Source organism: Salinicola sp. 4072, assembly GCF_036663415.1.
Classification (GTDB): Bacteria; Pseudomonadota; Gammaproteobacteria; order Pseudomonadales; family Halomonadaceae; genus Salinicola; species Salinicola salarius_A.
Genome location: NZ_JAXOVV010000027.1, coordinates 23,601 through 45,481 on the forward strand (window position 1 = coordinate 23,601; position 21,881 = coordinate 45,481).

19 protein-coding genes are annotated in these 21,881 nt (G+C 62.3%); 9 read left to right on the forward strand and 10 right to left on the reverse strand.

What is annotated here, in order from left to right; translation table 11 throughout:
- Positions 1-121 precede the first annotated feature (121 nt).
- From R3F72_RS15710 to erpA, 8 genes are all read right to left on the reverse strand, one after another.
- A complete protein-coding gene (locus R3F72_RS15710; RefSeq protein ID WP_332780128.1) occupies positions 122-1,033 on the reverse strand; it encodes a ParB/RepB/Spo0J family partition protein in 912 nt (303 codons plus the stop codon).
- Positions 1,034-1,061: 28 nt separating this feature from the next.
- The gene (locus R3F72_RS15715; RefSeq protein WP_332780129.1) at positions 1,062-1,829 is read right to left on the reverse strand and encodes a ParA family protein; all 768 of its coding nucleotides are present in this window, start codon (positions 1,827-1,829) and stop codon (positions 1,062-1,064) included.
- A gap of 128 nt (positions 1,830-1,957) precedes the next feature.
- A complete protein-coding gene (rsmG, locus tag R3F72_RS15720) occupies positions 1,958-2,605 on the reverse strand; it encodes a 16S rRNA (guanine(527)-N(7))-methyltransferase RsmG (RefSeq protein ID WP_332780130.1) in 648 nt (215 codons plus the stop codon).
- Complete coding sequence (gene mnmG / locus R3F72_RS15725) at positions 2,602-4,497, reverse strand: tRNA uridine-5-carboxymethylaminomethyl(34) synthesis enzyme MnmG (RefSeq protein ID WP_332780131.1); 1,896 nt, start codon at positions 4,495-4,497, stop codon at positions 2,602-2,604. Before mnmG ends, rsmG begins: the two co-directional genes overlap by 4 nt.
- Before the next feature lie 762 nt (positions 4,498-5,259).
- Complete coding sequence (locus R3F72_RS15730; protein ID WP_332780132.1) at positions 5,260-6,051, reverse strand: amino acid ABC transporter ATP-binding protein; 792 nt, start codon at positions 6,049-6,051, stop codon at positions 5,260-5,262.
- Positions 6,048-6,716, reverse strand: a complete 669-nt coding sequence (locus R3F72_RS15735) for an amino acid ABC transporter permease (protein ID WP_071232466.1) — start codon at positions 6,714-6,716, stop codon at positions 6,048-6,050. Before R3F72_RS15735 ends, R3F72_RS15730 begins: the two co-directional genes overlap by 4 nt.
- Positions 6,717-6,871: 155 nt before the next feature.
- Positions 6,872-7,645: a transporter substrate-binding domain-containing protein gene (locus tag R3F72_RS15740; RefSeq protein WP_332780133.1), complete on the reverse strand. Its 774-nt coding sequence runs from the start codon at positions 7,643-7,645 to the stop codon at positions 6,872-6,874.
- A 164-nt stretch (positions 7,646-7,809) separates the two neighbouring features.
- Positions 7,810-8,163 carry an iron-sulfur cluster insertion protein ErpA gene (gene erpA, locus R3F72_RS15745; RefSeq protein WP_087720425.1) on the reverse strand — a complete coding sequence of 118 codons (354 nt, stop codon included), beginning with the start codon at positions 8,161-8,163 and terminating at the stop codon, positions 7,810-7,812.
- 252 nt (positions 8,164-8,415) lie between these two features.
- Between erpA and R3F72_RS15750 the strand changes: the two genes are divergently transcribed.
- From R3F72_RS15750 to R3F72_RS15770, 5 genes are read left to right on the forward strand one after another with little or no spacing between them, the layout of a single operon-like run.
- Entirely contained in the window at positions 8,416-10,182 is a 1,767-nt protein-coding gene (locus tag R3F72_RS15750; RefSeq protein ID WP_332780134.1) for a chloride channel protein, read from the forward strand.
- 32 nt (positions 10,183-10,214) lie between these two features.
- Positions 10,215-11,042, forward strand: a complete 828-nt coding sequence (thiD, locus tag R3F72_RS15755; RefSeq protein ID WP_087720423.1) for a bifunctional hydroxymethylpyrimidine kinase/phosphomethylpyrimidine kinase — start codon at positions 10,215-10,217, stop codon at positions 11,040-11,042.
- A 2-nt stretch (positions 11,043-11,044) separates the two neighbouring features.
- Complete coding sequence (gene thiE / locus R3F72_RS15760) at positions 11,045-11,755, forward strand: thiamine phosphate synthase (RefSeq protein WP_087720422.1); 711 nt, start codon at positions 11,045-11,047, stop codon at positions 11,753-11,755.
- A 21-nt stretch (positions 11,756-11,776) separates the two neighbouring features.
- Complete coding sequence (hemL, locus tag R3F72_RS15765; RefSeq protein ID WP_087720421.1) at positions 11,777-13,066, forward strand: glutamate-1-semialdehyde 2,1-aminomutase; 1,290 nt, start codon at positions 11,777-11,779, stop codon at positions 13,064-13,066.
- Positions 13,067-13,097: 31 nt separating this feature from the next.
- Positions 13,098-14,660, forward strand: a complete 1,563-nt coding sequence (locus R3F72_RS15770; RefSeq protein WP_332780135.1) for a bifunctional aminoglycoside phosphotransferase/ATP-binding protein — start codon at positions 13,098-13,100, stop codon at positions 14,658-14,660.
- A gap of 76 nt (positions 14,661-14,736) precedes the next feature.
- Here R3F72_RS15770 and R3F72_RS15775 read toward each other — a convergent pair whose 3' ends face one another.
- A complete protein-coding gene (locus tag R3F72_RS15775; RefSeq protein WP_332780136.1) occupies positions 14,737-15,414 on the reverse strand; it encodes a LuxR C-terminal-related transcriptional regulator in 678 nt (225 codons plus the stop codon).
- Positions 15,415-15,858: 444 nt separating this feature from the next.
- On the opposite strand from R3F72_RS15775, the gene rdgB reads away from it, so the two are divergent.
- The 4 genes from rdgB (at position 15,859) to R3F72_RS15795 (ending at position 19,390) form a co-directional block, all read left to right on the forward strand.
- On the forward strand, positions 15,859-16,485 hold the full coding sequence (gene rdgB, locus R3F72_RS15780; RefSeq protein WP_442978358.1) for an RdgB/HAM1 family non-canonical purine NTP pyrophosphatase: 627 nt from the start codon (positions 15,859-15,861) through the stop codon (positions 16,483-16,485).
- On the forward strand, positions 16,482-17,693 hold the full coding sequence (gene hemW, locus R3F72_RS15785) for a radical SAM family heme chaperone HemW (RefSeq protein ID WP_442978359.1): 1,212 nt from the start codon (positions 16,482-16,484) through the stop codon (positions 17,691-17,693). Before rdgB ends, hemW begins: the two co-directional genes overlap by 4 nt.
- Before the next feature lie 77 nt (positions 17,694-17,770).
- A complete protein-coding gene (locus R3F72_RS15790) occupies positions 17,771-18,448 on the forward strand; it encodes an OmpA family protein (protein ID WP_303853987.1) in 678 nt (225 codons plus the stop codon).
- A gap of 87 nt (positions 18,449-18,535) precedes the next feature.
- A complete protein-coding gene (locus tag R3F72_RS15795; protein ID WP_332780138.1) occupies positions 18,536-19,390 on the forward strand; it encodes a 23S rRNA (adenine(2030)-N(6))-methyltransferase RlmJ in 855 nt (284 codons plus the stop codon).
- 161 nt (positions 19,391-19,551) lie between these two features.
- Here R3F72_RS15795 and ggpS read toward each other — a convergent pair whose 3' ends face one another.
- A complete protein-coding gene (ggpS, locus tag R3F72_RS15800) occupies positions 19,552-21,834 on the reverse strand; it encodes a glucosylglycerol-phosphate synthase (protein WP_332780139.1) in 2,283 nt (760 codons plus the stop codon).
- Positions 21,835-21,881 lie beyond the last annotated feature (47 nt).

The following is a 21,881-nucleotide window of genomic DNA, read 5'->3' on the forward strand; positions in this document are numbered from 1 at the left end:
CAACCGAACCTGCACCGATCTGAGGCGTCTTTTGGAGAAAACGATCACGAAAAGTGCGCAATTTCCGTTAACGCGCTAAACGTTTTTTCAATCTCTGAAAGCGTTGACGATTCATCACTCTTCAGCGGATGTGGCCGAGTATGCCATCCAGTTCGTCGAGGCTGGTGTAACGAATGGTGACTCGCCCCTTCCCGGAACTGTTGTGATGAATCTTGACCGGTGCACCCAGCAGGTCGGCCAGGCGATTCTCGAGCCGCCCGACATCCGCCGGTGGCCGCTTGTCCTCGGCCTTTTTCTGGCCGCTGGCGATCTGTTTCACCAAGGCTTCGGTCTGGCGCACGGTAAGCTCCCGCGCCACGACTTCGTGCGCGGCGTGCCGCTGCTTGGCGGCCGGCAGGCTGAGCAGGGCGCGGGCGTGTCCCATGTCCAGATCGCCACGTTCGAGCAGCGTCAACACCTGCGGTTCCAGCGCCAGCAGACGCAGCAAGTTGGCGACCTGGGCACGGGAGCGCCCTACCGCATCGGCGACCTGCTGCTGGGTCAGTTCGAACTCGTCGAGCAGACGCTTGAGCGCCATCGACTCCTCGACCGGGTTGAGGTTCTCGCGCTGAATGTTCTCGATCAGCGCCAGCGCCAGCGCGACCTCGTCGCTGACTTCGCGAATGACTGCCGGAATGGTATCGAGCTCGGCCAGTTGAGAAGCCCGCCAGCGACGTTCGCCGGCGATGATCTCGTAGCGCTCTGCGCCAATTTGTCGCACCACGATCGGCTGCATGACGCCTTGTGCACGGATCGAATCCGCCAGTTCTTCCAGGGCTTCGGGCTGGATGTCACGTCGTGGCTGATACTTGCCTCGGGTCAACTGGCGCAGCGGCAACCGCTCGAGTCTTTCTTCGACAGACTGGGATTCCGGCGGCGCCTGTGCGGGTGACGGCGTATCCGAATCGGCCTGCGACAAACCGTCGCGGCGGCGGGCGCTGGATCCGATCAGGGCGTCGAGACCGCGACCCAGGGGGCGTTTTCGCGTCGTCATGGGGTATTCCTCGCAGCAGTCATCGTCATTACAGCGCCAGCCGGCGAATCAGTTCCTTGGCCAGGACCCGGTGGGCCTGGCTGCCACGCGACAGCCGCGCATATTTGGTGACCGGCACGCCATGACTGGGCGCTTCCGCCACGCGGACGTTGCGCGGAATCGTGGCCTTGAGCAGGGAATCGCCGAAATACTGGCCGAGCTGCTTGCTGACGTCTCGAGTCAGGCTGTTGCGGGGGTCGTACATGGTTCGCACGATGCCGAATATCTCGAGCGCGGGGTTCACACTCTCCTGGATCTGTTCGACGGTATCGAGCAGCGCCGAAAGGCCTTCTAACGCGTAGAATTCGCACTGCACCGGAATCAGCACGCCGTGGGCGGCGGTAAGGGCGTTGACCGTCAGCATGTTGAGCGATGGCGGGCAGTCGATCATCACCACGTCGTAATCTTCGGCGACGCTCTCGATGGCCGTTTGCAGCACCCGCTCGCGGCCATCGCGGTCGAGTAGATCGACCTCGGCAGCGGTCAGGTCGCCGTTGCCCGGCAGCAGCGCATAACCGGCCACGGCACAGTCGACAATCACCTCGGCGGCGCTCTTGTCGCCTAGCAGCACCTCGAGGACGCTGCCGTCGAGATCGTGCTTGTCGACCCCGCTGCCCATGGTGGCGTGACCCTGGGGATCCAGATCGATCAACAACACACGACGATCGAGTGCCGCCAGGCAAGCCGCCAGATTGACCGCGGTCGTGGTCTTGCCGACACCGCCCTTCTGATTGGTCAATGCGATGATTCTGGTCACTGGCGACTCCCTTCGTCGAAACTGATCCTGTGGATCGCTTGCGATCCGCTAACGCTAAATCGGCATTGGCGTCGAGGCCGCTGTCCCCATGCCCGGCTCATGACGCGTCCATCGATCTCAAGAGACGCTTATCGACGATGGCCTGCATCATCGACCCGCCCGAGACGAAGCAGTTGCCGTTCGGCGTCGTCGACACCGGGCACCGACAGGGCGAGACGCTCGTGCACCGCGACATGGGCCGGCACGGATTCGAGCTCTTGGGGTTCGAGCCCCCCTTTCATCGCCAGCCATTCTCCGCCTTCGGCCAGCAAGGGCTCGGTGAGCCCGATGAAATCGCCCAGCGAGGCGAAAGCGCGCGAGATGACCTGGTCGAACGTGGCGTCGAAGGCTTCGACCCGAACCTGCTCGCAGCGCACGTTATCGAGCCCGAGTTCCATCACCGCCTGACGCTGGAAGCGCACTTTCTTGCCGTTGCTGTCCAGCAGCGTGACTTGAAGTCCGGGATCCAGGATGGCCAGTACCAGTCCCGGGAACCCGGGCCCGGAACCCACGTCCAGCAAGGTGGGGCCGCTCACGGCAAAGGCCACGCTGGCGCTGTCCAGCAGATGGCGGCTGACCATCGCCTCGGGCGAGCGCACTGCGGTGAGGTTATAGGCGCGATTCCACTTGTGCAACAACGCGAGCAGCGTTAGCAACCGCTCGCGCTGTCGGTGGTCGATCTCAACATTCAGTGCCGCCAGACCCTCGTCCAGCAGTCGTTCACACGCTGGCGTCATGCGCTCAATGCCCGGCTGTCGTCGATCAGTCGACGCTTCTTGAGATGGATCAGCAGAATCGAGACGGCGGCCGGGGTCACGCCGGAAATGCGACCGGCGTGGCCCAGCGTCTGCGGCCGCGCCTGCTCGAGTTTCTGGCGAATCTCGTTGGAGAGACCCTCGACCTTGGCGTAGTCCAGCGATTCCGGCAGCGGTGTCGCTTCGTGACGCCGCATCCGATCGATCTCGTCCTGCTGGCGCGCGATATAGCCTTCGTATTTGGCCTCGATCTGCACCTGCTCAGCGACGGGCTCCTCGCTGACGGCCTCGCCCTTGAGCGAGGCCACGTCGGCGTAGGTGAGCTCGGGCCGCTTGAGCAGATCCATCAGGCTGTATTCACGCGCCAACGGTTGCCCGAGTTTCTCTGCCACGCGCTCGGCCGCCGGCGTTTTCGGCTGGACCCAGGTCGAACGCAGCCGGGCGCTCTCCTGCTCGATCCGGTCACGCTTGGTGGCGAACGCCGACCAGCGATGATCGTCGACCAGGCCCAGCTCCCGTCCGACCGGCGTCAGCCGCAGGTCGGCATTGTCTTCGCGCAGCAGCAGCCGGTATTCGGCGCGCGACGTGAACATCCGATAGGGCTCTTGCGTGCCCATGGTGATCAGATCGTCGACCAGCACGCCGAGATAGGCCTCGTCGCGCCGCGGCCACCAGGCGGATTCCCCCTGGGCACGGCGAGCGGCGTTGATGCCCGCCAGCAGCCCCTGGGCGCCGGCTTCCTCGTAACCCGTCGTACCGTTGATCTGACCGGCGAAGAACAGGTTGTGGATAAATTTGGTTTCCAGCGAGTGCTTGAGATCACGCGGATCGAAGAAATCGTACTCGATGGCGTAGCCGGGCCGGGTGATATGCGCGTTTTCGAGTCCGGTGATCGAGCGCACGACCTGCAGTTGCACGTCGAACGGCAGAGACGTGGAGATCCCGTTCGGATAGAGCTCGTGGGTATCCAGACCTTCGGGTTCGATGAACACCTGGTGGCTGGACTTGTCGGCGAAGCGGTGGACCTTGTCCTCGATCGACGGGCAGTAGCGCGGCCCCACGCCTTCGATCACGCCGGAATACATCGGCGAACGGTCGAGATTGGCGAAGATGATCTCGTGGGTTCGCTCGTTGGTATGCGCGATATGACAATCGACCTGGCGCGGATGCTGTTCGCGGCTGCCCAGATACGACATTACCGGCAACGGCGTGTCGCCGGGCTGTGGTTCGAGCCTGGAGAAATCGACGCTCTTGGCATCGATCCGCGGTGGTGTCCCGGTTTTCAGCCGATCGACCCGGAACGGCAGCGCGCGCAGACGTTCCGCCAACGCGTTGGCCGGCGGATCGCCGGCGCGACCGCCGGCATGATGATCCAGCCCGATGTGAATCACGCCACCCAGGAAAGTACCGGTACACAGCACCACGGTATCTGCCATGAAGCGGATACCGGTCTGGGTCTGGACACCGACGACGGTGTCGTTTTCCACAATCAGATCGTCGACACCCTGCTGGAACAGCGTGAGATTCGCCTGGTTCTCCAGGATGCCGCGAATGGCGGCCTTGTAGCGCACGCGATCGGCCTGGGCTCGGGTGGCGCGAACCGCCGGCCCCTTGCGGGAATTGAGCACGCGAAACTGGATGCCGGCCAGGTCGGTTGCCTGTGCCATGGCACCACCCAGGGCATCGATCTCCTTGACCAGATGGCTCTTGCCAATCCCGCCGATGGCGGGATTGCAGGACATCTGGCCCAGCGTCTCGATGTTGTGCGTCAGCAGCAGGGTGCGGGCACCGCCACGTGCCGCTGCCAGAGCGGCTTCGGTACCGGCATGGCCACCGCCGATCACGATGACCTGAAAACGGTCGGGATACTCCACGGTTTACCTCACGAGGTGCTGAAAACGAGTAGCTCGAACAGGCACCCGACAGTGAATGAATCTCGAAAAGCCGCCCAGTATAAACCTCCTGTGGGTAACCGTCAGGGGTTTTCCACACCCGATTGTCTTCAGCCCACCAGCCAGCAGAGTCATTACTAAATAAAGAGAAATATATAAAGAAGTTCTGTTGTGGTAGTAACTAATGGTGTGGATGTTTTCAGTGGATAAGTCGAATTACCCTATGGGTGATAACCACTTGCATTGTTATTCGATTGTTTGAAAAGCACTGGGGAGGCTGCTGACAACGGCGTTGTTTCCTGTGGACAGAAGATCGCTTTGTACACATCGCCATCCGCACACGGGTTGTCCACCGGCGCATACGCCAACTGTTACCGCGGTGGTCAACAAACCACGGATTCTCCACCAGCGCCGGATGAATCAGGGTTACAGCCAGATAGGCAAAAAAACTATCCACAGGCGGAAAAACGCGCCTGGGATAACCATGAATGACGAAATCGGCCTTGGTCGACCCGATTTTTCGATTCTGAGGCGAACCGATGGCTCGGCCGTTTATCGCTCGAGTCAAGAGACGAAATGGTAAGACGCGGCGAAGAGGACAGGCGGAATTACGATGGGAATGAAGAAGTGCGGTGCAGGAAGGGCTGAGCGTACTGAGGAGGGTAGAGCGTACCTCGAGGAAGGCGGACACCGGTAATGACTCCAGTGCCCGCGGTTTTCGGAACGCTCAAACCCGCGTCCGGGCTAGTGCTTGAGCACCCGTGAAAGGAACGCTTGCGTACGTTCGTGGCGGGGATGATCGAAGAGCTGTTCTGGCGGGCCCTGCTCGACAATCTGGCCGCCGTGGACGAAGACCACACGATCGGCGACCTCGCGCGCGAAGCCCATCTCGTGAGTGACGATCATCATGGTCATGCCGTCGTTGGCCAGTTCGCGCATGGCGTCGAGCACCTCGCCGATCATCTCCGGATCCAGGGCGGAGGTGGGCTCGTCGAACAGCATCAGCCGCGGTTCCATGGCCAGCGCCCGGGCGAGCGCCACGCGTTGCTGCTGGCCGCCGGAGAGCTGGGTCGGATACTTGTCGGCCTGATCGGCAATGCCGACCCGTTCAAGCAGTCTGTCGGCGATGGCGTTGGCCTGCTCGCGTGTCACGCCGCGGACCTTGCGTGGCGCCAGCGTGACGTTGTCGCGGATCGACAGATGCGGGAACAGGTTGAACTGCTGGAACACCATGCCGACTTCGGTGCGTACTGCCTGCAGGGACTTGCCGCTGGCGCCGTTGGGCATCAGGGTCTTGCCGTCGACTTCGATACGCCCGGACTGGAACGGTTCGAGCCCGTTGACGCAGCGAATCAGGGTCGATTTTCCCGAGCCGCTGGCGCCGATGATCACCACGACTTCGCCGTGGGCCACGCTGAGATCGATCTCCTGCATCACGTGCAGTTTACCGAAGTGCTTGTCGACCTTGTCGAGCCGTACGATCGGCGACGCATCCGCCGTCCGGTCGGCGTCTTGACTGGTTACGCTATCGTTCATCCCACCAACCCCTTGCGTTCGAGCAGACTCAGAGCCAACGACAGACTCAGGGTGATCGCCAGGTAGAGCAGGGCGATCATGAAATAGACCTCCAGCGCGGTGAAGGTATTGGCGATATAGACCTGACCCTGGCGCACCAGCTCGCCGACACCGATGACCGAGAACAGCGAGGTGTCCTTGATGCTGACGATGCCCTGATTGCCCAGCGCCGGGATCATGCGGCGCAGTGCCTGAGGCCAGATCACGTAGCGGAAGGTCTGGGGTGGCGACAGCCCTAGCGACAGCCCGGCTTCGCGCTGGCCTCGCTCGATCGATTGCACGCCGCCGCGCACGATCTCCGAGATGTAGGCACCGGCGTTGAGCGCAATGGCAGCGATACCGGCGGTCAGCGCGTTGATGGGGCCGCCTAGCAGCGTGGGCAAGCCATAGAAGATGAACAGCACCTGGACCAGTACTGGCGTGCCGCGGAACACCTCGACATAGACCACGGCGGGCCAGCGGAGCCAGCGCGTGGGGCCGATTCGCATCAACCCGAAGAGGATCCCGATAAGAAAGCCGATAGCCAGACCGGCGAAGGAAATGAGCAGGGTGTAGGGGAGACCCTTGAGTAGAAACGGCAGAGAAGCGATTGCCGCCTGCCAGTCGAACTGAAAATTGAACTCCACGGAGCGTCTCCATCGGCAACGAGAGAAGACCCCACCGCCGGGCGGCGAGGTCTTTCAGGACCGTTTCTCTTTTTTTTGGGATGGGTAGAAAGCGAGTCCTGGCAACGATCGGGGGCCGACGCCCAAGGCGACGGCCCCCGGTCAGGGTTGGTCGATCATTTGGCGTCCGGTGCCGCGCCGAACCACTTCTCGTGGATCTCGTCGTAAGTGCCGTCTTCATGCATGGCTTTCAGCGCCTTGTTGGCGGGCTCGACCCACTGGCTGCCCTTGGCGAAAGCGATGCCGTACTGCTGGCCTTCGTAGAGCGGGCCGGCGGTCTTGACCTTGCCCTTGCCCTTGGTCTGGGCGAAATAGCCGACATTGGGCGCGTCATAGAAGACGGCGTCGGCACTGCCGCCCATGAGCGCCATGTACATGTCGGAACTGCCCGGATAGGGCGTGATCTCGGCATCGTCGCCGAGGTTTTCCTGCAGGTAGTCATAGCTGGTGGAGCCGATCTTGGTAGCAACCCGCTTGCCTTCCAGGTCGTCCAGTGAGTCGATGTCGCTGCCGTCGGATACCAGGATTCGCAGGCCGGAATCATAGTACGGGTCGCTGAAATCGACGATCTCCTGGCGTTCGTCGGTAATGGTGATGCCGGCGATGGCCAGATCGACGTTGCCGGTCTGCACGGCGGGGATGATGCCGTTGAAGTCCATGGTATTGAGATCGACCTTGAAGCCGGCGCGGTCGGCGATCTCGTGGAGGATATCCATATCGAAGCCGACCATCTCGCCGCTGTCCTGATCCATCATCTCGAACGGCACGAAGCTGGGGTCGGTGACGGCCTTGAGCGTGGTGTCCTGAGCCGAGGCCAGGTTGGAGGCACCTAGGGAGAGGGCGAAGGCGGGAACGGCGAGCCAGTGGCCCAGAGTGATGTTGTTTTTCATGGTTTCCTCAAGGTAGTTATCGATTGGAGCAATCGATAACTACCTTGAGGAAGGTTGTTACTAAACGTCAAGTCGACCTAGGTAACCTCGGCGCAGATATTCGCACTCGACCAAGCGGGAAAACACCGGCTTCCGGTGCAGATCCGGTGCTTCCTCTTGGTCTGCTAGACCGAGAACGAGGCACCGCAGCCGCAGGTGGACTGGGCGTTGGGGTTCTTGATGATGAAGCGGGCGCCGGCCAGGCCTTCCTCGAAATCCACCGTCGAGCCGACCAGGTACTGGTAGGAAAGGGCATCCACCACCAGGCTGACACCATCGTTGTCGATCACGGTGTCGTCCTCGGCGGTCTGGTCGCCGAGATCGAAGCCGTATTGAAACCCCGAGCAGCCGCCGCCGGTCACGTAGACCCGCAGTTTCAGGGCTGGATTGTTCTCTTCGGCGATCAGCGCCTTGACCCGCTTGGCAGCGGCATCGGTGAAGAACATCGGGGTTGGAGCGAAAGACTCCACTGTGCTCATCGTCACGCTCCCGTGCGTGCCGGTCATGGGCCGAGACCGGCTTATCGAAAATGACGTGGGGCGGAATTCGCCCGATTGGCGTCCATTATCGTTAATACCGAGTAAAAGGGTCAACTATAGTGGCGTCGATGTTCTCTCGGCTCGGGGCCGATAGGTGTATGATGTCATTCCCGTTAACCGCTCGCACGGCGTGGCTGTCGGCCTGGACAGGTATCGCGCACGAAAGTCGAGCGATCCGGATCGGGCAAGGAGATGAGTTTGTCACGCGTGCCGCGGTTCGTCCCACGCCTCAATCTCGAGCGTTTTCGGCGCCAGCTGGCAAGCGTCGATGCCATGCCGCAACTCTGCCTGCTGGGGACGCTCGCCGGTATTCTGACCGGTACCGTCATGGTCGTGTTCCGGCTGTTGCTGGAATTCGGCGCGCTGTTCTTCATACCCGGCGACGACCCGGAAGCCTTCGAAACCCTGTCACCCGCATTCCGTGCCGCCTTGCCGCTGATCGCTGTCGCCCTGATCGGCGTCTGGCTGTGGCCGCAGCCCAATCGGGCGCTGAAGATGGGGATCGGGCACGTCATCGAGCGCCTCGCCTACCATCAGGGCAAGATGCCGCTGCGCAACTGGATCAATCAGTGGTGGGTCGGTGTCATTTCGGTCATCGGCGGGCTGTCGGCCGGCCGTGAAGGTCCGGCGATCCATCTCGGTTCCGCAGCCTCGAGCTGGATCGGCTCGCGGCTGCGCCTGCCTCACAACAGCCTTCGCGTGCTGGTGGCGTGCGGCACGGCGGCGGGGATTTCCGCCTCGTTCAACACGCCAATTGCCGGCGTCATCTTCGCCATGGAAGTGGTGATGATGGAGTACACCATCGCCGGTTTCATGCCGGTGATCCTCGCCGCCACCATGGGCGCGCTGGTCTCCTGGACGGTCTACGGCGCCGAACCGGCGTTCAGCGTGCCGGCGTTGCAGCTCAATTCGCTGCTGGATCTGCCCTGGATCGTACTGACGGCGCTGGTCGTGGGCGTACTGGCAGGCGGCTTCGTGCGTCTGGCGCAGGGGCACGCGTCGATTGCCCGAATCCCGTTTGCCCTGCGTCTGGCCATCGTCGGTCTGCTGACCGGCGCCGTGGCGTGGTGGTATCCCCAGGTTCAGGGGATCGGCTACGACAGCCTGGAACAGATGCTCAACGGGCCGATGGCGCTGGATGTGCTGCTGGTGCTGGCGGTGATCAAGCTGGCATTGACGGGCATCTGCCTGGCGGGCGGCGTGCCGGTGGGCGTGATCGGGCCGATGCTGGTGTCCGGCGCTGCCGTGGGCGCGGTAATGGGGATGATCGGCGGTACCCTGTTGCCGAGCGTGGTCACGACGCCGACGCTTTATGCCGTTCTCGGCATGGCGGCGATGATGGCGGCGGCGCTGCAGGCCCCGCTGGCCGCCTTGCTGGCACTGCTGGAGCTGACCCGCAATTCGGCGATCATGCTGCCCGGCATGCTGGCGGTGGTGGTGGCGGTGCTCACGGCGCGCCAGCTCTGCCGCTGCCAGGGATTCTTCCTGTCCAGTCTCAACCAGCAGGGGCTTCACCCGCTGCAGCAGCCGTTGATGCAGGCGCTGTCGCGGGTCGCCGTGCCGGCCGTAATGGAGCGTAACCTGGTGCGCACGCCTCGGATCATCGATCACGACCGGGCCAAGGCGCTGCTCGATTCCAAGCCGACCTGGCTGGTGATCATGCAGGAGGACAGGGACAAGCCACCCCTGGCGATGAAGGCCGCCCATCTGGCGCGGGTGCTGCACGATGAGGCATGGCTCGCGGAGCATGAGCAGATCGATCTCGAGGAAGTGCCCGGTCAGCGTCTCGATCTGGCGCCGGTGCATCTGGAAGCGACGCTGTCCGAGGCCTACGACACGCTCAACGAATCCGGCGTCGATGCACTCTATGTCGAGCACACCACGGCGCCGATGATCCGCAAGATTTCCGGTATCATCACTCGCGAGGCGATCGAGAACTATTATCGACGTAAACGCTGACGTAGCGGGACGGAGGTCCCGAGGAGGGCATCATGATTCGCTACGACGATAAACCTGTGGTGATGATTCTGGCGGGCCACGATCCCAGCGGCGGCGCAGGGTTGGTCGCGGATGCAGAAGCCGTGAGAGGCTGCGGTGGCTGGCCGGTGACCGTGCCCACGGCGATGACCGTACAGTCGACCCGTGACGTGATCAGCGTCGAGCCCTGCAGCGGCGATTTCATTCGTCGTGCAGCGCGCGCCCTGTTCGACGACTTTCGTATTGCGGCCATCAAGGTGGGGCTGATTCCCAATCTCGAGGTGCTGGAAGCGGTAATCGATGTCGCCAGGATGAGCCCCGGCACGCCGCTGATCGTCGATCCCGTCATTCGCAGCGGCGGCGGTTCCGAGTTATCCACACCCGATCTGCTCGAACCGATTCGTCACCGGCTACTACCCCTTGTGGATATCTTGACACCCAACCGGCGGGAGCTGACGCTGCTCTCCGCCATCGCCGCTGCCGACGAAGTGGCGCGGGTGGTGGAGGTGATGTCGCTGGGCTGCGCCGCCGTGCTCGTGACCGGCACCGACTCGCTGGACGGGGAATCGACGGCGGGCAACGTGGTGCATACCTTGCACACCCCAGAGCTCAACCGTCAATGGCAGTGGCCCCGTCTGCCGGCCGACTATCACGGGTCGGGATGTACGCTGGCCTCGGCACTGGCGACCCGGCTGGCCGCCGGCGAGGGGCTGGCCGCGGCCTGTGCCCAGGCCCAGCGGTTCACCTGGGATACACTGGACAATGGCCTGGCGCTGGGCCAGGGCCAGTATCTGCCGGACCGGGTCTGGCGCGCACCCGACTTCGATGCCACGCTGGAATGATGATGCCGACACGCTCGAATCCATCGGCCCTGAACGGGCTCTACGCGATCACCGACAGCCATCTGCTGCCGGATGATCGAACCCTGCTCGCTGGCTGCGAAGCGGCACTGGAAGCCGGTATCGTGCTGTTGCAGTATCGCGACAAGTCCGCCGACACCCATCGCCGCCAGCGCCAGGGCGATGCGCTGGCGGCACTCTGCGAACACCATGCGGTGCCGCTGATCATCAACGACGACCTCGAGTTGGCGTTGCGATTACAGCAGCGCTGGGGAGACGTCGTCGGCCTGCACGTCGGTCAGGAGGACGTCTCGCTGGCGGCTGCCAGGCAGCGGTTGGGTGAGTGCGCCATCATCGGTGCGACTTGCCACGATTCGCCGGCGCTGGCGAGTACGGCAGCCGATGCCGGCGCCAGCTATCTGGCCTTCGGGCGGTTCTTCGCTTCCCGGACCAAGCCGGAAGCGGCGCCAGCGCCGCTGTCGATACTCGACGAGGTCGCGCCTCTGGGGTTGCCACGAGTGGCGATCGGCGGTATCGATGCGGGTACTGCGAGTCGGGCCCGTGCGGCGGGCGCCGAGATGCTGGCGGTGGTCCATGCTATTTTCGGTGCGCCGGATATCGCCCGCGCGGTGCGTGAACTCAATGCCACTATCGCCGACGCGTCCTTACCGAATTCCGTCATCGATGGAAAGCCTGACATCGATCGATGTCGGTAGAACTTTGCTAGAGAGAACACCATGACGACATCCGCCGAACTGTTCGAACGCGCCTGCCGGCATATCCCCGGCGGCGTCAATTCCCCGGTCCGTGCCTTCAAGGGCATGTCGCAGCCGCCGGTCTTCGTCGAGCGCGCCCAGGGCGCCTATCTGTTCGACGTCGAGGGCAAGCGTTACATCGATTACGTGGGCTCCTGGGGGCCGATGATCACGGGCCATGCCGATCCGGATGTGTTGAATGCGGTTCGCGAACGCCTGGACAACGGCCTTTCCTTCGGGACGCCGACGGCGATCGAGACCACCATGGCCGATCTGATCTGCGAGATCATTCCCTCCATCGACATGGTGCGAATGGTCAACTCCGGCACCGAAGCGACGATGTCGGCGATCCGCTTGGCGCGGGGCTACACCGGGCGCGACAAGATCGTCAAGTTCGAGGGCAACTATCACGGCCATTCGGATTCGCTGCTGGTGAAGGCGGGATCCGGTGCGCTGACCCACGGCGAGCCCAGCTCTCCGGGCGTGCCGGCATCGCTGGCAGAGCATACGATCACGCTGGCCTACAACGATATCGAAGCCGTGCACGAGTGCTTCGAGGCCATGGGCGAGCAGATCGCCGGGATCATCGTCGAGCCGGTGGCCGGCAACATGAACTGCATCCCGCCGCAGCCCGGCTTCCTGGAGGCGCTGCGCGAGGTGTGCAACAACCACGGCAGCGTGCTGATCTTCGACGAGGTCATGACCGGGTTCCGCGTGGCGCTGGGCGGCGCTCAGGCCCATTACGGCATCACTCCGGATCTGACCTGTCTGGGCAAGATCGTCGGCGGCGGCATGCCGGTCGGTGCCTTCGGCGGCAAGCGCGACATCATGGAGCAGATCTCCCCGCTGGGGCCGGTGTATCAGGCCGGCACGCTGTCGGGCAACCCGCTGGCGATGGCCGCCGGTATCACCCTGCTCGGCAAGGTGCGTCAGCCCGGCTTCCACGAGGCGCTTTCCACGCGCGTGGAAACCTTGTGTGAAGGTCTCGAGGCGCGTGCCCGCGATGCCGGTATCGATCTGATCACGCAGCGCGCCGGGGGCATGTTCGGGTTATTCTTCACGGCGCAACAGCGGGTCGACAACTTCGGCCAGACCATGGCTTGCGATGCGCAGGCCTTTCGCGACTTCTTCGCGCACATGCTGGAATCCGGCGTTTATCTGGCTCCTTCCGCGTTCGAGGCCGGATTCATGTCGAGCGCGCACACGCACGACGATATTCAGACGACCTTATTGGCCAGCGAGCGGGCGTTCGCCGCCATGCGTCAGCCATGAGACACGAACGCGACTGACAGGGAGACGACGCATGAGCCGAACGCTGATACAGGCGCTCAAGGAGAGTGATTGTTTCGATCATCCGATCGGCGCCGTCGAAGTGTTCGAAACCCCCATCTCCTGGGTGGTATCGACGGGCGATTACGCCTACAAGATCAAGAAATCGCTGGATTACGGCAGTTTTCTCGATTTCTCGACCTTGGAGAAGCGGCGTCGCCTCTGCGAGCAGGAAGTCACGCTGAATCGTCGCGTGGCGCCTGCGCTCTATATCGGCTGCGTCGCGATCTCAGGTTCCGAGACGTCGCCGCGGGTCAACGACAACAGCGCGCCGATCGAGTACGCGGTCAAGATGCGCCAGTTCAGCAGTCGCCATCTGTTGAGCTCGCTGCAGGCCAGTGGCGAACTGTCGGCGGAACTGGTCGACGACCTGATCGATCAGCTCGTGGCGTTGCACGAGTCGGCGCCCAGCGTGTCCGGCGATAACCCGCTGGGCTCGCCGCCGAGCATTCACGACATGCTGGTCAACGAGTTCGAGACGATCGAGCCGCTTCTGGAATCGTCTCGGGATCGGGAGCAACTGGCCAGGGTCAGGACATTGACGCTGGAGAGTTTCGCCCGGCTCGAGCCCATTCTCGAGTCACGCTGGAAAGGCGGTTTCATTCGCGAGAGCCACGGTGATATTCACCTGGGCAACGCGGTGCGTTTCGAGGGCAAGGCGATCCTGTTCAATGGCATCGAGTTCAACGATCGCCTGCGCTGGTGCGACGTCGCCTGCGAACTCGCCTTTCTGATCATGGATCTGGAAGCCCGCGGCGAGTACGAGTTCGCGCACTATGCGCTCAATCGGTATCTCGAGCTGTCCGGGGATTATCAGGCGGTCCGCCTGCTCAACTTCTACAAGCGCTACCGGGCGCTGTTGCGGGCACGGATCGAGCTGGTCAGGGATCACGATGCCGGCATGATCGACGATCTGCCTGGGGGCGAGCCCATAGAGGTCTTCCGCCGTTATCTGACCATGGCTCAGGAGTACAGCGAGTTCCGCTTCCCTTATCTGATCCTGGCGGTCGGTGTCTCGGGCAGCGGCAAGAGCCGGTTCACCGAGGAGATCGTGAGGCGTCTGGGCGGGGTACGGATCCGGTCCGATGTCGAGCGCAAGCGTCTATTCGACTTTACGGCGGCGCCCGACGATGCCGACGCAGTCTATAGCGAGCAGGCCACCGATCAGACCTATCGGCGTCTCGCCGAATTGACGGGCACGGTACTCGAAGCCGGTTTGCCGGCGTGTATCGATGCCACCTGCCTGCTGCTGGAGCAGCGCAAGCGGCTTCGGTTCGAGGCCGAAAAGCGCGGGCTTCCCGTCTTGATCGTCAGTTTCGAAGCGGACCGGGCGACACTGCGAGCCCGCATCGTCAAGCGTGCCAGGCGTAGCGGGGAACCTTCGGAAAGCAGCCTTGCGATTCTGGAGCAGCAGCTGGAACGCTTCGAGCCGTTTGCCAGGAACGAGACGACCCATCTCGTACACCTCGACACGACGGCGCCGGATGCCAATCTGACGCTGGCTTCGTTGATCCAGGAACGCATGCGGCTGAACTGAAAAATCCACAGGGAAGCCGGTGGGGTTTCCCTGTGGATTGAAATCGGGTTATTGCTATTGCTATTGCTACTTGCGTTCAGCGGCGTCCGTTGGCGTAACGTGAGGCCATGACCGGAATCGTGCCCAGATTCTGTCGCGCCCAGTTGGTGGCCTGGATGCGGTTGTGAACGTTGATCTTGCGGAACAAGTTGTAGAGATGCGACTTGACCGTGTGTTCGCTCACGAACAGTTTTTCTGCGATTTCCGTATTGCTGGCACCCGATACCAGCAGGGTAACGATCTCCAGCTCACGTCGCGTCAGGCCACATACCGGTCGATAGGTATTGACCTGCTGGCGACGGTAAAAGTCTATCAACATCGCGGAGAGCGGCCGAGAAATCCACAGCTCGCCTTCCATTAGTTTGACAATACCTTTACAAATAAGCTCAAGATTGTCCTGCCGGTAGAACACGCCACGCAGGTGGATACCGATCAACAGTTCCATGACCTGCTTGTCATCGCGAACATTGAAGGCCGACAGAATGATCGCGTTATTTTCTTCGGCTCTGGTATTCCAGGCCAGTAAGTCCTTTTCCTGAACGTGATCTCCATCCAACAGGACGAGGACGTGGCGCCCCTCGGCCACCGGAAAACGCTCCTGAGGGCTGAGTGCCGAGACGCGGCACCCGGTTTTCTGGTGGATGTAGTCCAAAAATAGTACAGATTGAGAGTTACAATCCGTAACAAGTACGATATCGGTATTTTCTGTGTTCATGGTCTGATCCCTTCGAAGGATTTTAATTAGTCTTTTACACTTTTCGTTGTGATCCCTGGCTAGGTAATCGACTGCCTTCCGCGATTGTTGGAGCCCAATAGTGTTAATAAAACCCATGCGTTGTAAATATAGGGCATCTAACTTTTCAAACCGTGACACCTCAGGGACAATTAAGGACCCTGTAATTTTTTGATATTTCCTCTGAAAATCATGGATTTATGGATAGGTTAACGGTGTTTTGTTAAAAAACATTGTTTCCATTCCCAGAAAAAGCACGCTTTCCTCTCTACAAAACAGGAATGACCAGCAGGCAAATTTTTGAGTTTTCTCATCACCGGCGGTAGTGGGAACTTCAATGGCAATAATAAGGGGCGCTATGCCCCGATCGCCGCGCCCCGTAGAATGACCGTTTTTGGCAGGAGACTCTGACAGGAGCCTATGAGCGTGCAGATTGATAACCTGGTCGTAGCCAGTGGCAACCGTGGAAAACTGGCTGAATTCCAGCAGCTACTAGGCCCGCTTGGTCTGCGTGTCCAGCCGCAGTCGGATTTCGGCGTGACCGATGTGGAAGAGACCGGGCTGACATTCGTCGAGAATGCCATCCTCAAGGCGCGAGCCGCCGCCCGTGCCAGCGGGTTGCCGGCGTTGGCCGACGATTCCGGGCTGGCAGTCGATGCGCTGGCCGGGGCACCGGGGATCTACTCGGCCCGCTATGCAGGGGAGTCGAACGACGGCGAATCCAAGGACAAGGCCAACAACGCCAAGCTGCTGGCGGCACTCAAGGATGTCCCCGAAGGGAAGCGCACGGCGCGTTACTGGTGCGTACTGGTCTACCTGCAGCATGCCGACGATCCCGTGCCGCTGATCGTCCAGTGCGACTGGAAAGGCGATATTCTGGCGTATCCGCGTGGCGACGGTGGTTTCGGTTACGATCCGCTTTTCTGGGTACCTGAATGCGGCATGAGCGTCGCCGAGCTCAGTGCCGAAGAGAAGAACCGCTTGAGCCATCGAGGGCGTGCACTGCAATCGCTCATCACGCAGCTCAAGGATTCGGGACAGGTCACGGAATGATGGCGTTGCCGCCGCTGGCGCTCTACATCCACGTACCCTGGTGCGTGCGCAAGTGTCCGTACTGCGATTTCAATTCGCATGGTGTCGGCCACGGCGCGGAGCTGCCGGAGTCCCGTTACGTCGAAGCGCTGCTGGCGGATCTCGATCATGACCTGTCGGCGGTTCGGGGCCGCGAGATCGTCAGTATCTTCATCGGTGGCGGTACGCCGAGCCTGTTCTCTCCGGCGGCCTACCAGCGTCTCTTCGATGGCCTGCGTGCACGTCTGGCCTTCGCTCCGGATATCGAGATCACTCTGGAAGCCAATCCTGGCACGGTGGAGCAGAGCCGCTTCGAGGGCTATCGCCGGGCGGGGATCAATCGGTTATCCATCGGTGTGCAGAGTTTCGCCGCCGCACAGCTCGAAGCGCTGGGCCGCATCCACAGTGGTGACGAGGCGGCGCGGGCAATGCGCAGCGCTCGGGATGCCGGGTTCGACAACGTCAACCTGGACCTGATGCATGGCCTCCCCGGTCAGACGCTGGAGACGGCGCTGCGGGATATCGAGACGGCGCTGTCACTCGAGCCCACTCACCTGTCGTGGTATCAGCTGACGCTGGAGCCTAATACCGAATTCTTCTCCCATCCGCCGACGCTGCCCGATGAAGAACGGCTGTGGGATATCCAGGATGACGGTCACGAACGGATCGAGGCAGCCGGCTTCTCGCGCTACGAGATATCCGCCTACGCGCTGCCCGGGCGGCAGGCGCGCCACAACCTCAATTACTGGCGTTTCGGCGACTATCTCGGCATCGGCGCCGGTGCGCACGGCAAACTTTCCCGGATCGACTCGAAGGGGAAATGGCGTATCGAACGTTACTGGAAAACGCGCCAGCCCGAAGCCTACCTGCGCCGTCTCGAAGACCCGCGCGGCTTCGTGGCCGGTGGTCAGGAAGTGGACGACCAGGCATTGCCGCTCGAGTTTCTGATGAACGCCTTGCGCCTGACCGAAGGCGTGAGCGCCGAGGATTGGATAAACCATACCGGTCGGGCATTGTTTGAACTGACGCCTCGCCTGGAGCCGGCGCGACAGAAAGGACTGTTGATGGAGACGCCGTCGCGTCTGCAAGCGACCCCGCAAGGCCTGTTATTCTTGAACGACCTGCTCGCGCTGTTCGATGAAGCGCATTCGACCAACGGCGTCGATCCTCGAACGAGGGCCGAGCAGTGATGGATTCGTCGTCACGTTTCTGGCGACAGGTAAGACGTGATGATTTGCCAGCAAGGAGCTCCTCAAGCATGAAGATGATGAAAAAGACGTTCTGGTTGTCCATTCCGCTCGCCATGGCGGTTGGTGTGACCGGCTGTGCTTCCACCGGTACCGATGGCCAGCAGCAGAGCAGCGGCAACACCAAGACCTGGAGCGGTGCCGGCATTGGGGCGGTCGCCGGGGCGGTTGCAGGCGCGCTGACCGGCGATGGCGGCAGCAGTACCCGGGATCGCGCCTTGATCGGTGCCGCGGCCGGTGCGGCGATCGGTGGCGGAGTCGGTGCCTATATGGACTCCCAGGAGAAGGAATTGCGCAATCGCCTCGATGGCACGGATATCGGTGTCGAGCGTAACGGCAACGACCTGATCCTCAACATGCCGAGCAGCGTGACCTTCGACGTCGATGCCAGTGACCTCAAGACGGCGGCACGTCAGGCGCTCAACGACGTCAATGCGGTGCTGCGCTCCTATCCGGAAACGCGCATCAACGTGGTCGGCTATACCGACAGCACCGGTTCGAACAGCTACAACCAGACGCTTTCCGAACGGCGTGCGCAGTCGGTGGCGACCTACCTCGAACAGGGTGGCGTCGATGGCGGGCGAATCAATGCCGTCGGCTACGGCGAGTCGAACCCGGTCGCCAGCAACGACTCCGAGGCGGGCCGTGCTGAGAATCGTCGCGTCGAGATCACGCTGACGCCGACACAGCAGTCCTGAGACCCAAGGCCGTCCCGAGACGGCCGATGATCGGTCTCGAATCCGGGCGCGGCCAAGAGCCGCGCCCTTTTTGATGGATGGATCCCCATGCTTGCCTACCAGCACGCCTATCACGCCGGCAATTTCGCCGATGTTCACAAGCACCTTGGCTTGCGGCAACTCGTCCAGGCCATGATGAAGAAATCTTCCGCCATCAGCTTCGTCGATACCCATGCCGGCCGGGGGCTCTATCCGCTGGCCGCACCGGAGACGCAGAAACTGGGCGAATATCGCCAGGGCGTCGAACGGCTATGGCAGCGGCGTCGCGGTATACCTGCCGATTCGCCGGTGGGTGAATGGCTGGCGGCGCTGGCGACGTTGCAGCCTGGTGCCGAGCTGAGCCGATACCCCGGTTCGCCCTGGTGGCTGGGTTCGGCGCTACGTGCGCAGGATCGGCTGACGCTGTTCGAGCTGCATCCTGGCGAACACCAGCATCTGGCCGAGCAGGCCCTGTCGACCGACAGCGCCGTGCAGCGGCGGCAGGCGGATGGTCTCAAGGGGCTAGTGAAAGGATTGCCGGTCTCCACGCCGCGACTCTGCGTGCTGATCGACCCCAGCTACGAACGCAAGGCAGAGTATGACGAGGTCGCCGAGACGTTGCGCCAGGTGGTACGCAAGGTACGTCATGCGGTGGTACTGGTGTGGTATCCGCTATTGCCGGCGGGGCGCCACCAGACGATGCTGGCAACGCTGCGAGAAGCCGGTATTCCCAAACTATGGCGTAGCGAACTGCAGATCCGGGAACCGATCGCCGACCGCGGCATGTACGGCAGTGGCGTGTTGATGCTCAATCCGCCGTGGCAGCTGGATCGGGAGCTCGATCACGCCTTTGCCAACCTGGCCCCGATGCTCGCCGATGGTGCCAGACATCATGGCGAGTGGTGGACGACCGAAAATCCCTAGCTACGGGCTACGGGCTACGGGCTACGGGCTACGGGCTACGGGCTACGGGCTACGGGCTACGGGCTACGGGCTACGGGCTACGGGCTACGGGCTACGGGCTACGGGCGCCACTTGCATTGGCAGCAAGTGGCGATCGTCGTGGTTTGCCGGCTCGCGGCGCGTCAGACCAGACCGGTGGCCGTGGGGTTGACCGGGCTTTCGGTGCCCGCCGGCTCTTCGCCCTTGATGGCAGCGATGAATTCGTTGCCCCAGCGGCGGATATCGTTGTAGCTGACGACATCGTTCAACTGGCGTAGTCGCGCTTCCGCCTCCGCGCGAGGCAGGTTGAGGCCCAGATAACAGGTCCGGGCCAGATCGTGGAGGTCGTGCGGATTGGTCAGAATGGCGCCTTTCAATTCAGCGGCCGCGCCGGCGAATTCCGACAGCACCAACACGCCACAGCCCTGGGTCAGCCCCTGGGTCGCCGCGAACTCCTTGGCTACCAGGTTGAGACCGTCACGCAACGGGGTGATCCACATCACGTCGGCCATGGCGTACCAGGCGACCACCTCCTCGAAGGGGAAGCCGCGGAAATAGAACTGCACCGGCGTCCAGCCCACGTCGGCGAAGCGACCGTTGATATGACCGATGGTCTGCTCGATCTGGGTCTGCAACTCGTTGTAGATGGTCATCTCGCGTGCGGCGGGCACGCAGATGCTGACCAGGGTGACCTTGCCGCGCAGCTCGGGATTCTCGTCGAGCAGGAGTTCGTAGGCCTGGAGCTTTTCGAGAATGCCCTTGGTGTAATCGAGCCGTTCGACCGACAGGATCAGCTTGACGCCCTCGAACTCCTGCCGCAGTTCGGCCATGCGCGAGCTGGCGCCTTCCTGGTTCAGCGCATTCTTGATCCGATCGATATCCAGCCCGACCGGATGCGCGCCCAGGCGGACGACGCGGGAGCCGGTATCCACGGCCGTGGTCATGGTCTCGAGACCGACGGCGCAGCCGTAGGTCAGAAACCGCGGCGCACAGCTCTGTCGGGACAGCGTGGTCAGCGGGACGACACCGCGGGCGACATCGACGAAGTTCTCCACTTGGCGCGGAATATGGAACGCGACATAGTCGCACTGCAGCAGGCTGCCAATGATCTCGCGGCGCCACGGCAGCACGTTGAAGACGTCCGCCGAGGGAAAGTAGGTATGGTGGAAGAAGGCGATGCGCAGATCGGGACGCATCTCGCGCAGATAAGCCGGCACCATCCACAGGTTGTAGTCGTGGATCCAGATCAGCGCGCCCTCGGCGGCCTCCTCGGCGGTGCGTTCGGCGAAGGCGCGGTTGACCTCGCAGTAGACTTCCCAATCGTCCTCGCGGAAATGCGCACGCTCCCAGAAGGTATGCAAGGTCGGCCAGAAGGCCTCCTTGGAGAAGCGCTTGTAGAAGGTGTCGACCTGGACCTTGGTCAGCGGGACGCGGGCAGCCGTCAGCAGCGGGTACTGCTTGGCATCGACGCTGGTGTGGGTGACGAACTTCTCCTCGTCCTCCTCCTCGTGGATCGACCATGCGATCCACGAGCCCCGCTGGTCGGCGAAGAAGCTCAGCAGCGTCGGAATGATGCCATTGGGGGAAGTCGGACGACGGCGCTGGATCTTGCCATCGACTCGATACTCTTCGTAAGGCAGCCGGTGATAGACCATCACCAGTTCGGCCTTGCCGGTCTGCGTCTCGTCGCGACGATTCTCCGCCGCCATGCCGTGAGCCCCGAGGAAACCGAAATGGGCGAACGCTTCGATGATGCCGGCGCAGCCAGTGTTCTCGGCGTGCATCACCCGCGTCTGGTTCTGGGTCCGTTCGAGCAGCTTGGGTTCGGATCCGCCGACGCAGACGGACTTGAAACCGGCGGTGAGCATGGCGAGATCGTTCATGGTATCGCCGGCCACCAGCACTTCCTCTTCGTCGATCCCGAGCCATTCGACCAGCTTGCGCAGGCTGCTGCCCTTGTTGACGCCTTTCGGCAGGAAATCGAGATAGCGCTCGGCCGAATAGAGCATCTCGCAGTCCAGTTCCCGGGCCAGGGCGGCCAGGGCCTCGTCCGTGGCCCGCTCTGGCGGGCAGTAATAGGAGCAGCGCCGCAGCTGCGGTTCGTCCTGGCGCACCACGTCGGGAAAGCGTTGCATCGCGCTGGCGATCCGGGATTCGCCGGGCCAGCGGGAGTCGATCTCGTTCTGCAGCGGCTGGATCGGTTGCAGGCTGTCACCGAAGTAAAGGCTGGCACCCACGTCGGCGACGATATAGTCCGGCTGCGGCAGCGTGGGGTCGGACAACAGCGGCAGAATCGCCTCCAGACTGCGGCCGCTGATATAGGCCAGCTTGATATCCGGGTGCGCGGCGATGGTCTGGTAGAGACTCAGGCGGGCTTCAGAGTTGCCGCCAAGAAAGGTGCCGTCGAGATCGGTTGCAAGTAGCATGTTTTTCCTCCTGCCCAGCCTTCGGGGCCGGGGCGATTTTCCCTGTG

What these genes read in the sequence shown, in the direction of transcription:
- R3F72_RS15710 (WP_332780128.1), bottom strand. Translation starts at nt 1,033, where the DNA reads ATGACGACGCGAAAACGCCCCCTGGGTCGCGGTCTCGACGCCCTGATC.
- rsmG (WP_332780130.1), bottom strand. Translation starts at nt 2,605, where the DNA reads ATGACGCCAGCGTGTGAACGACTGCTGGACGAGGGTCTGGCGGCACTG.
- R3F72_RS15730 (WP_332780132.1), bottom strand. Translation starts at nt 6,051, where the DNA reads ATGAACGATAGCGTAACCAGTCAAGACGCCGACCGGACGGCGGATGCG.
- R3F72_RS15740 (WP_332780133.1), bottom strand. Translation starts at nt 7,645, where the DNA reads ATGAAAAACAACATCACTCTGGGCCACTGGCTCGCCGTTCCCGCCTTC.
- erpA (WP_087720425.1), bottom strand. Translation starts at nt 8,163, where the DNA reads ATGAGCACAGTGGAGTCTTTCGCTCCAACCCCGATGTTCTTCACCGAT.
- R3F72_RS15750 (WP_332780134.1), top strand. Translation starts at nt 8,416, where the DNA reads ATGAGTTTGTCACGCGTGCCGCGGTTCGTCCCACGCCTCAATCTCGAG.
- thiD (WP_087720423.1), top strand. Translation starts at nt 10,215, where the DNA reads ATGATTCGCTACGACGATAAACCTGTGGTGATGATTCTGGCGGGCCAC.
- thiE (WP_087720422.1), top strand. Translation starts at nt 11,045, where the DNA reads ATGCCGACACGCTCGAATCCATCGGCCCTGAACGGGCTCTACGCGATC.
- hemL (WP_087720421.1), top strand. Translation starts at nt 11,777, where the DNA reads ATGACGACATCCGCCGAACTGTTCGAACGCGCCTGCCGGCATATCCCC.
- R3F72_RS15770 (WP_332780135.1), top strand. Translation starts at nt 13,098, where the DNA reads ATGAGCCGAACGCTGATACAGGCGCTCAAGGAGAGTGATTGTTTCGAT.
- R3F72_RS15775 (WP_332780136.1), bottom strand. Translation starts at nt 15,414, where the DNA reads ATGAACACAGAAAATACCGATATCGTACTTGTTACGGATTGTAACTCT.
- hemW (WP_442978359.1), top strand. Translation starts at nt 16,482, where the DNA reads ATGATGGCGTTGCCGCCGCTGGCGCTCTACATCCACGTACCCTGGTGC.
- R3F72_RS15790 (WP_303853987.1), top strand. Translation starts at nt 17,771, where the DNA reads ATGAAAAAGACGTTCTGGTTGTCCATTCCGCTCGCCATGGCGGTTGGT.
- R3F72_RS15795 (WP_332780138.1), top strand. Translation starts at nt 18,536, where the DNA reads ATGCTTGCCTACCAGCACGCCTATCACGCCGGCAATTTCGCCGATGTT.
- ggpS (WP_332780139.1), bottom strand. Translation starts at nt 21,834, where the DNA reads ATGCTACTTGCAACCGATCTCGACGGCACCTTTCTTGGCGGCAACTCT.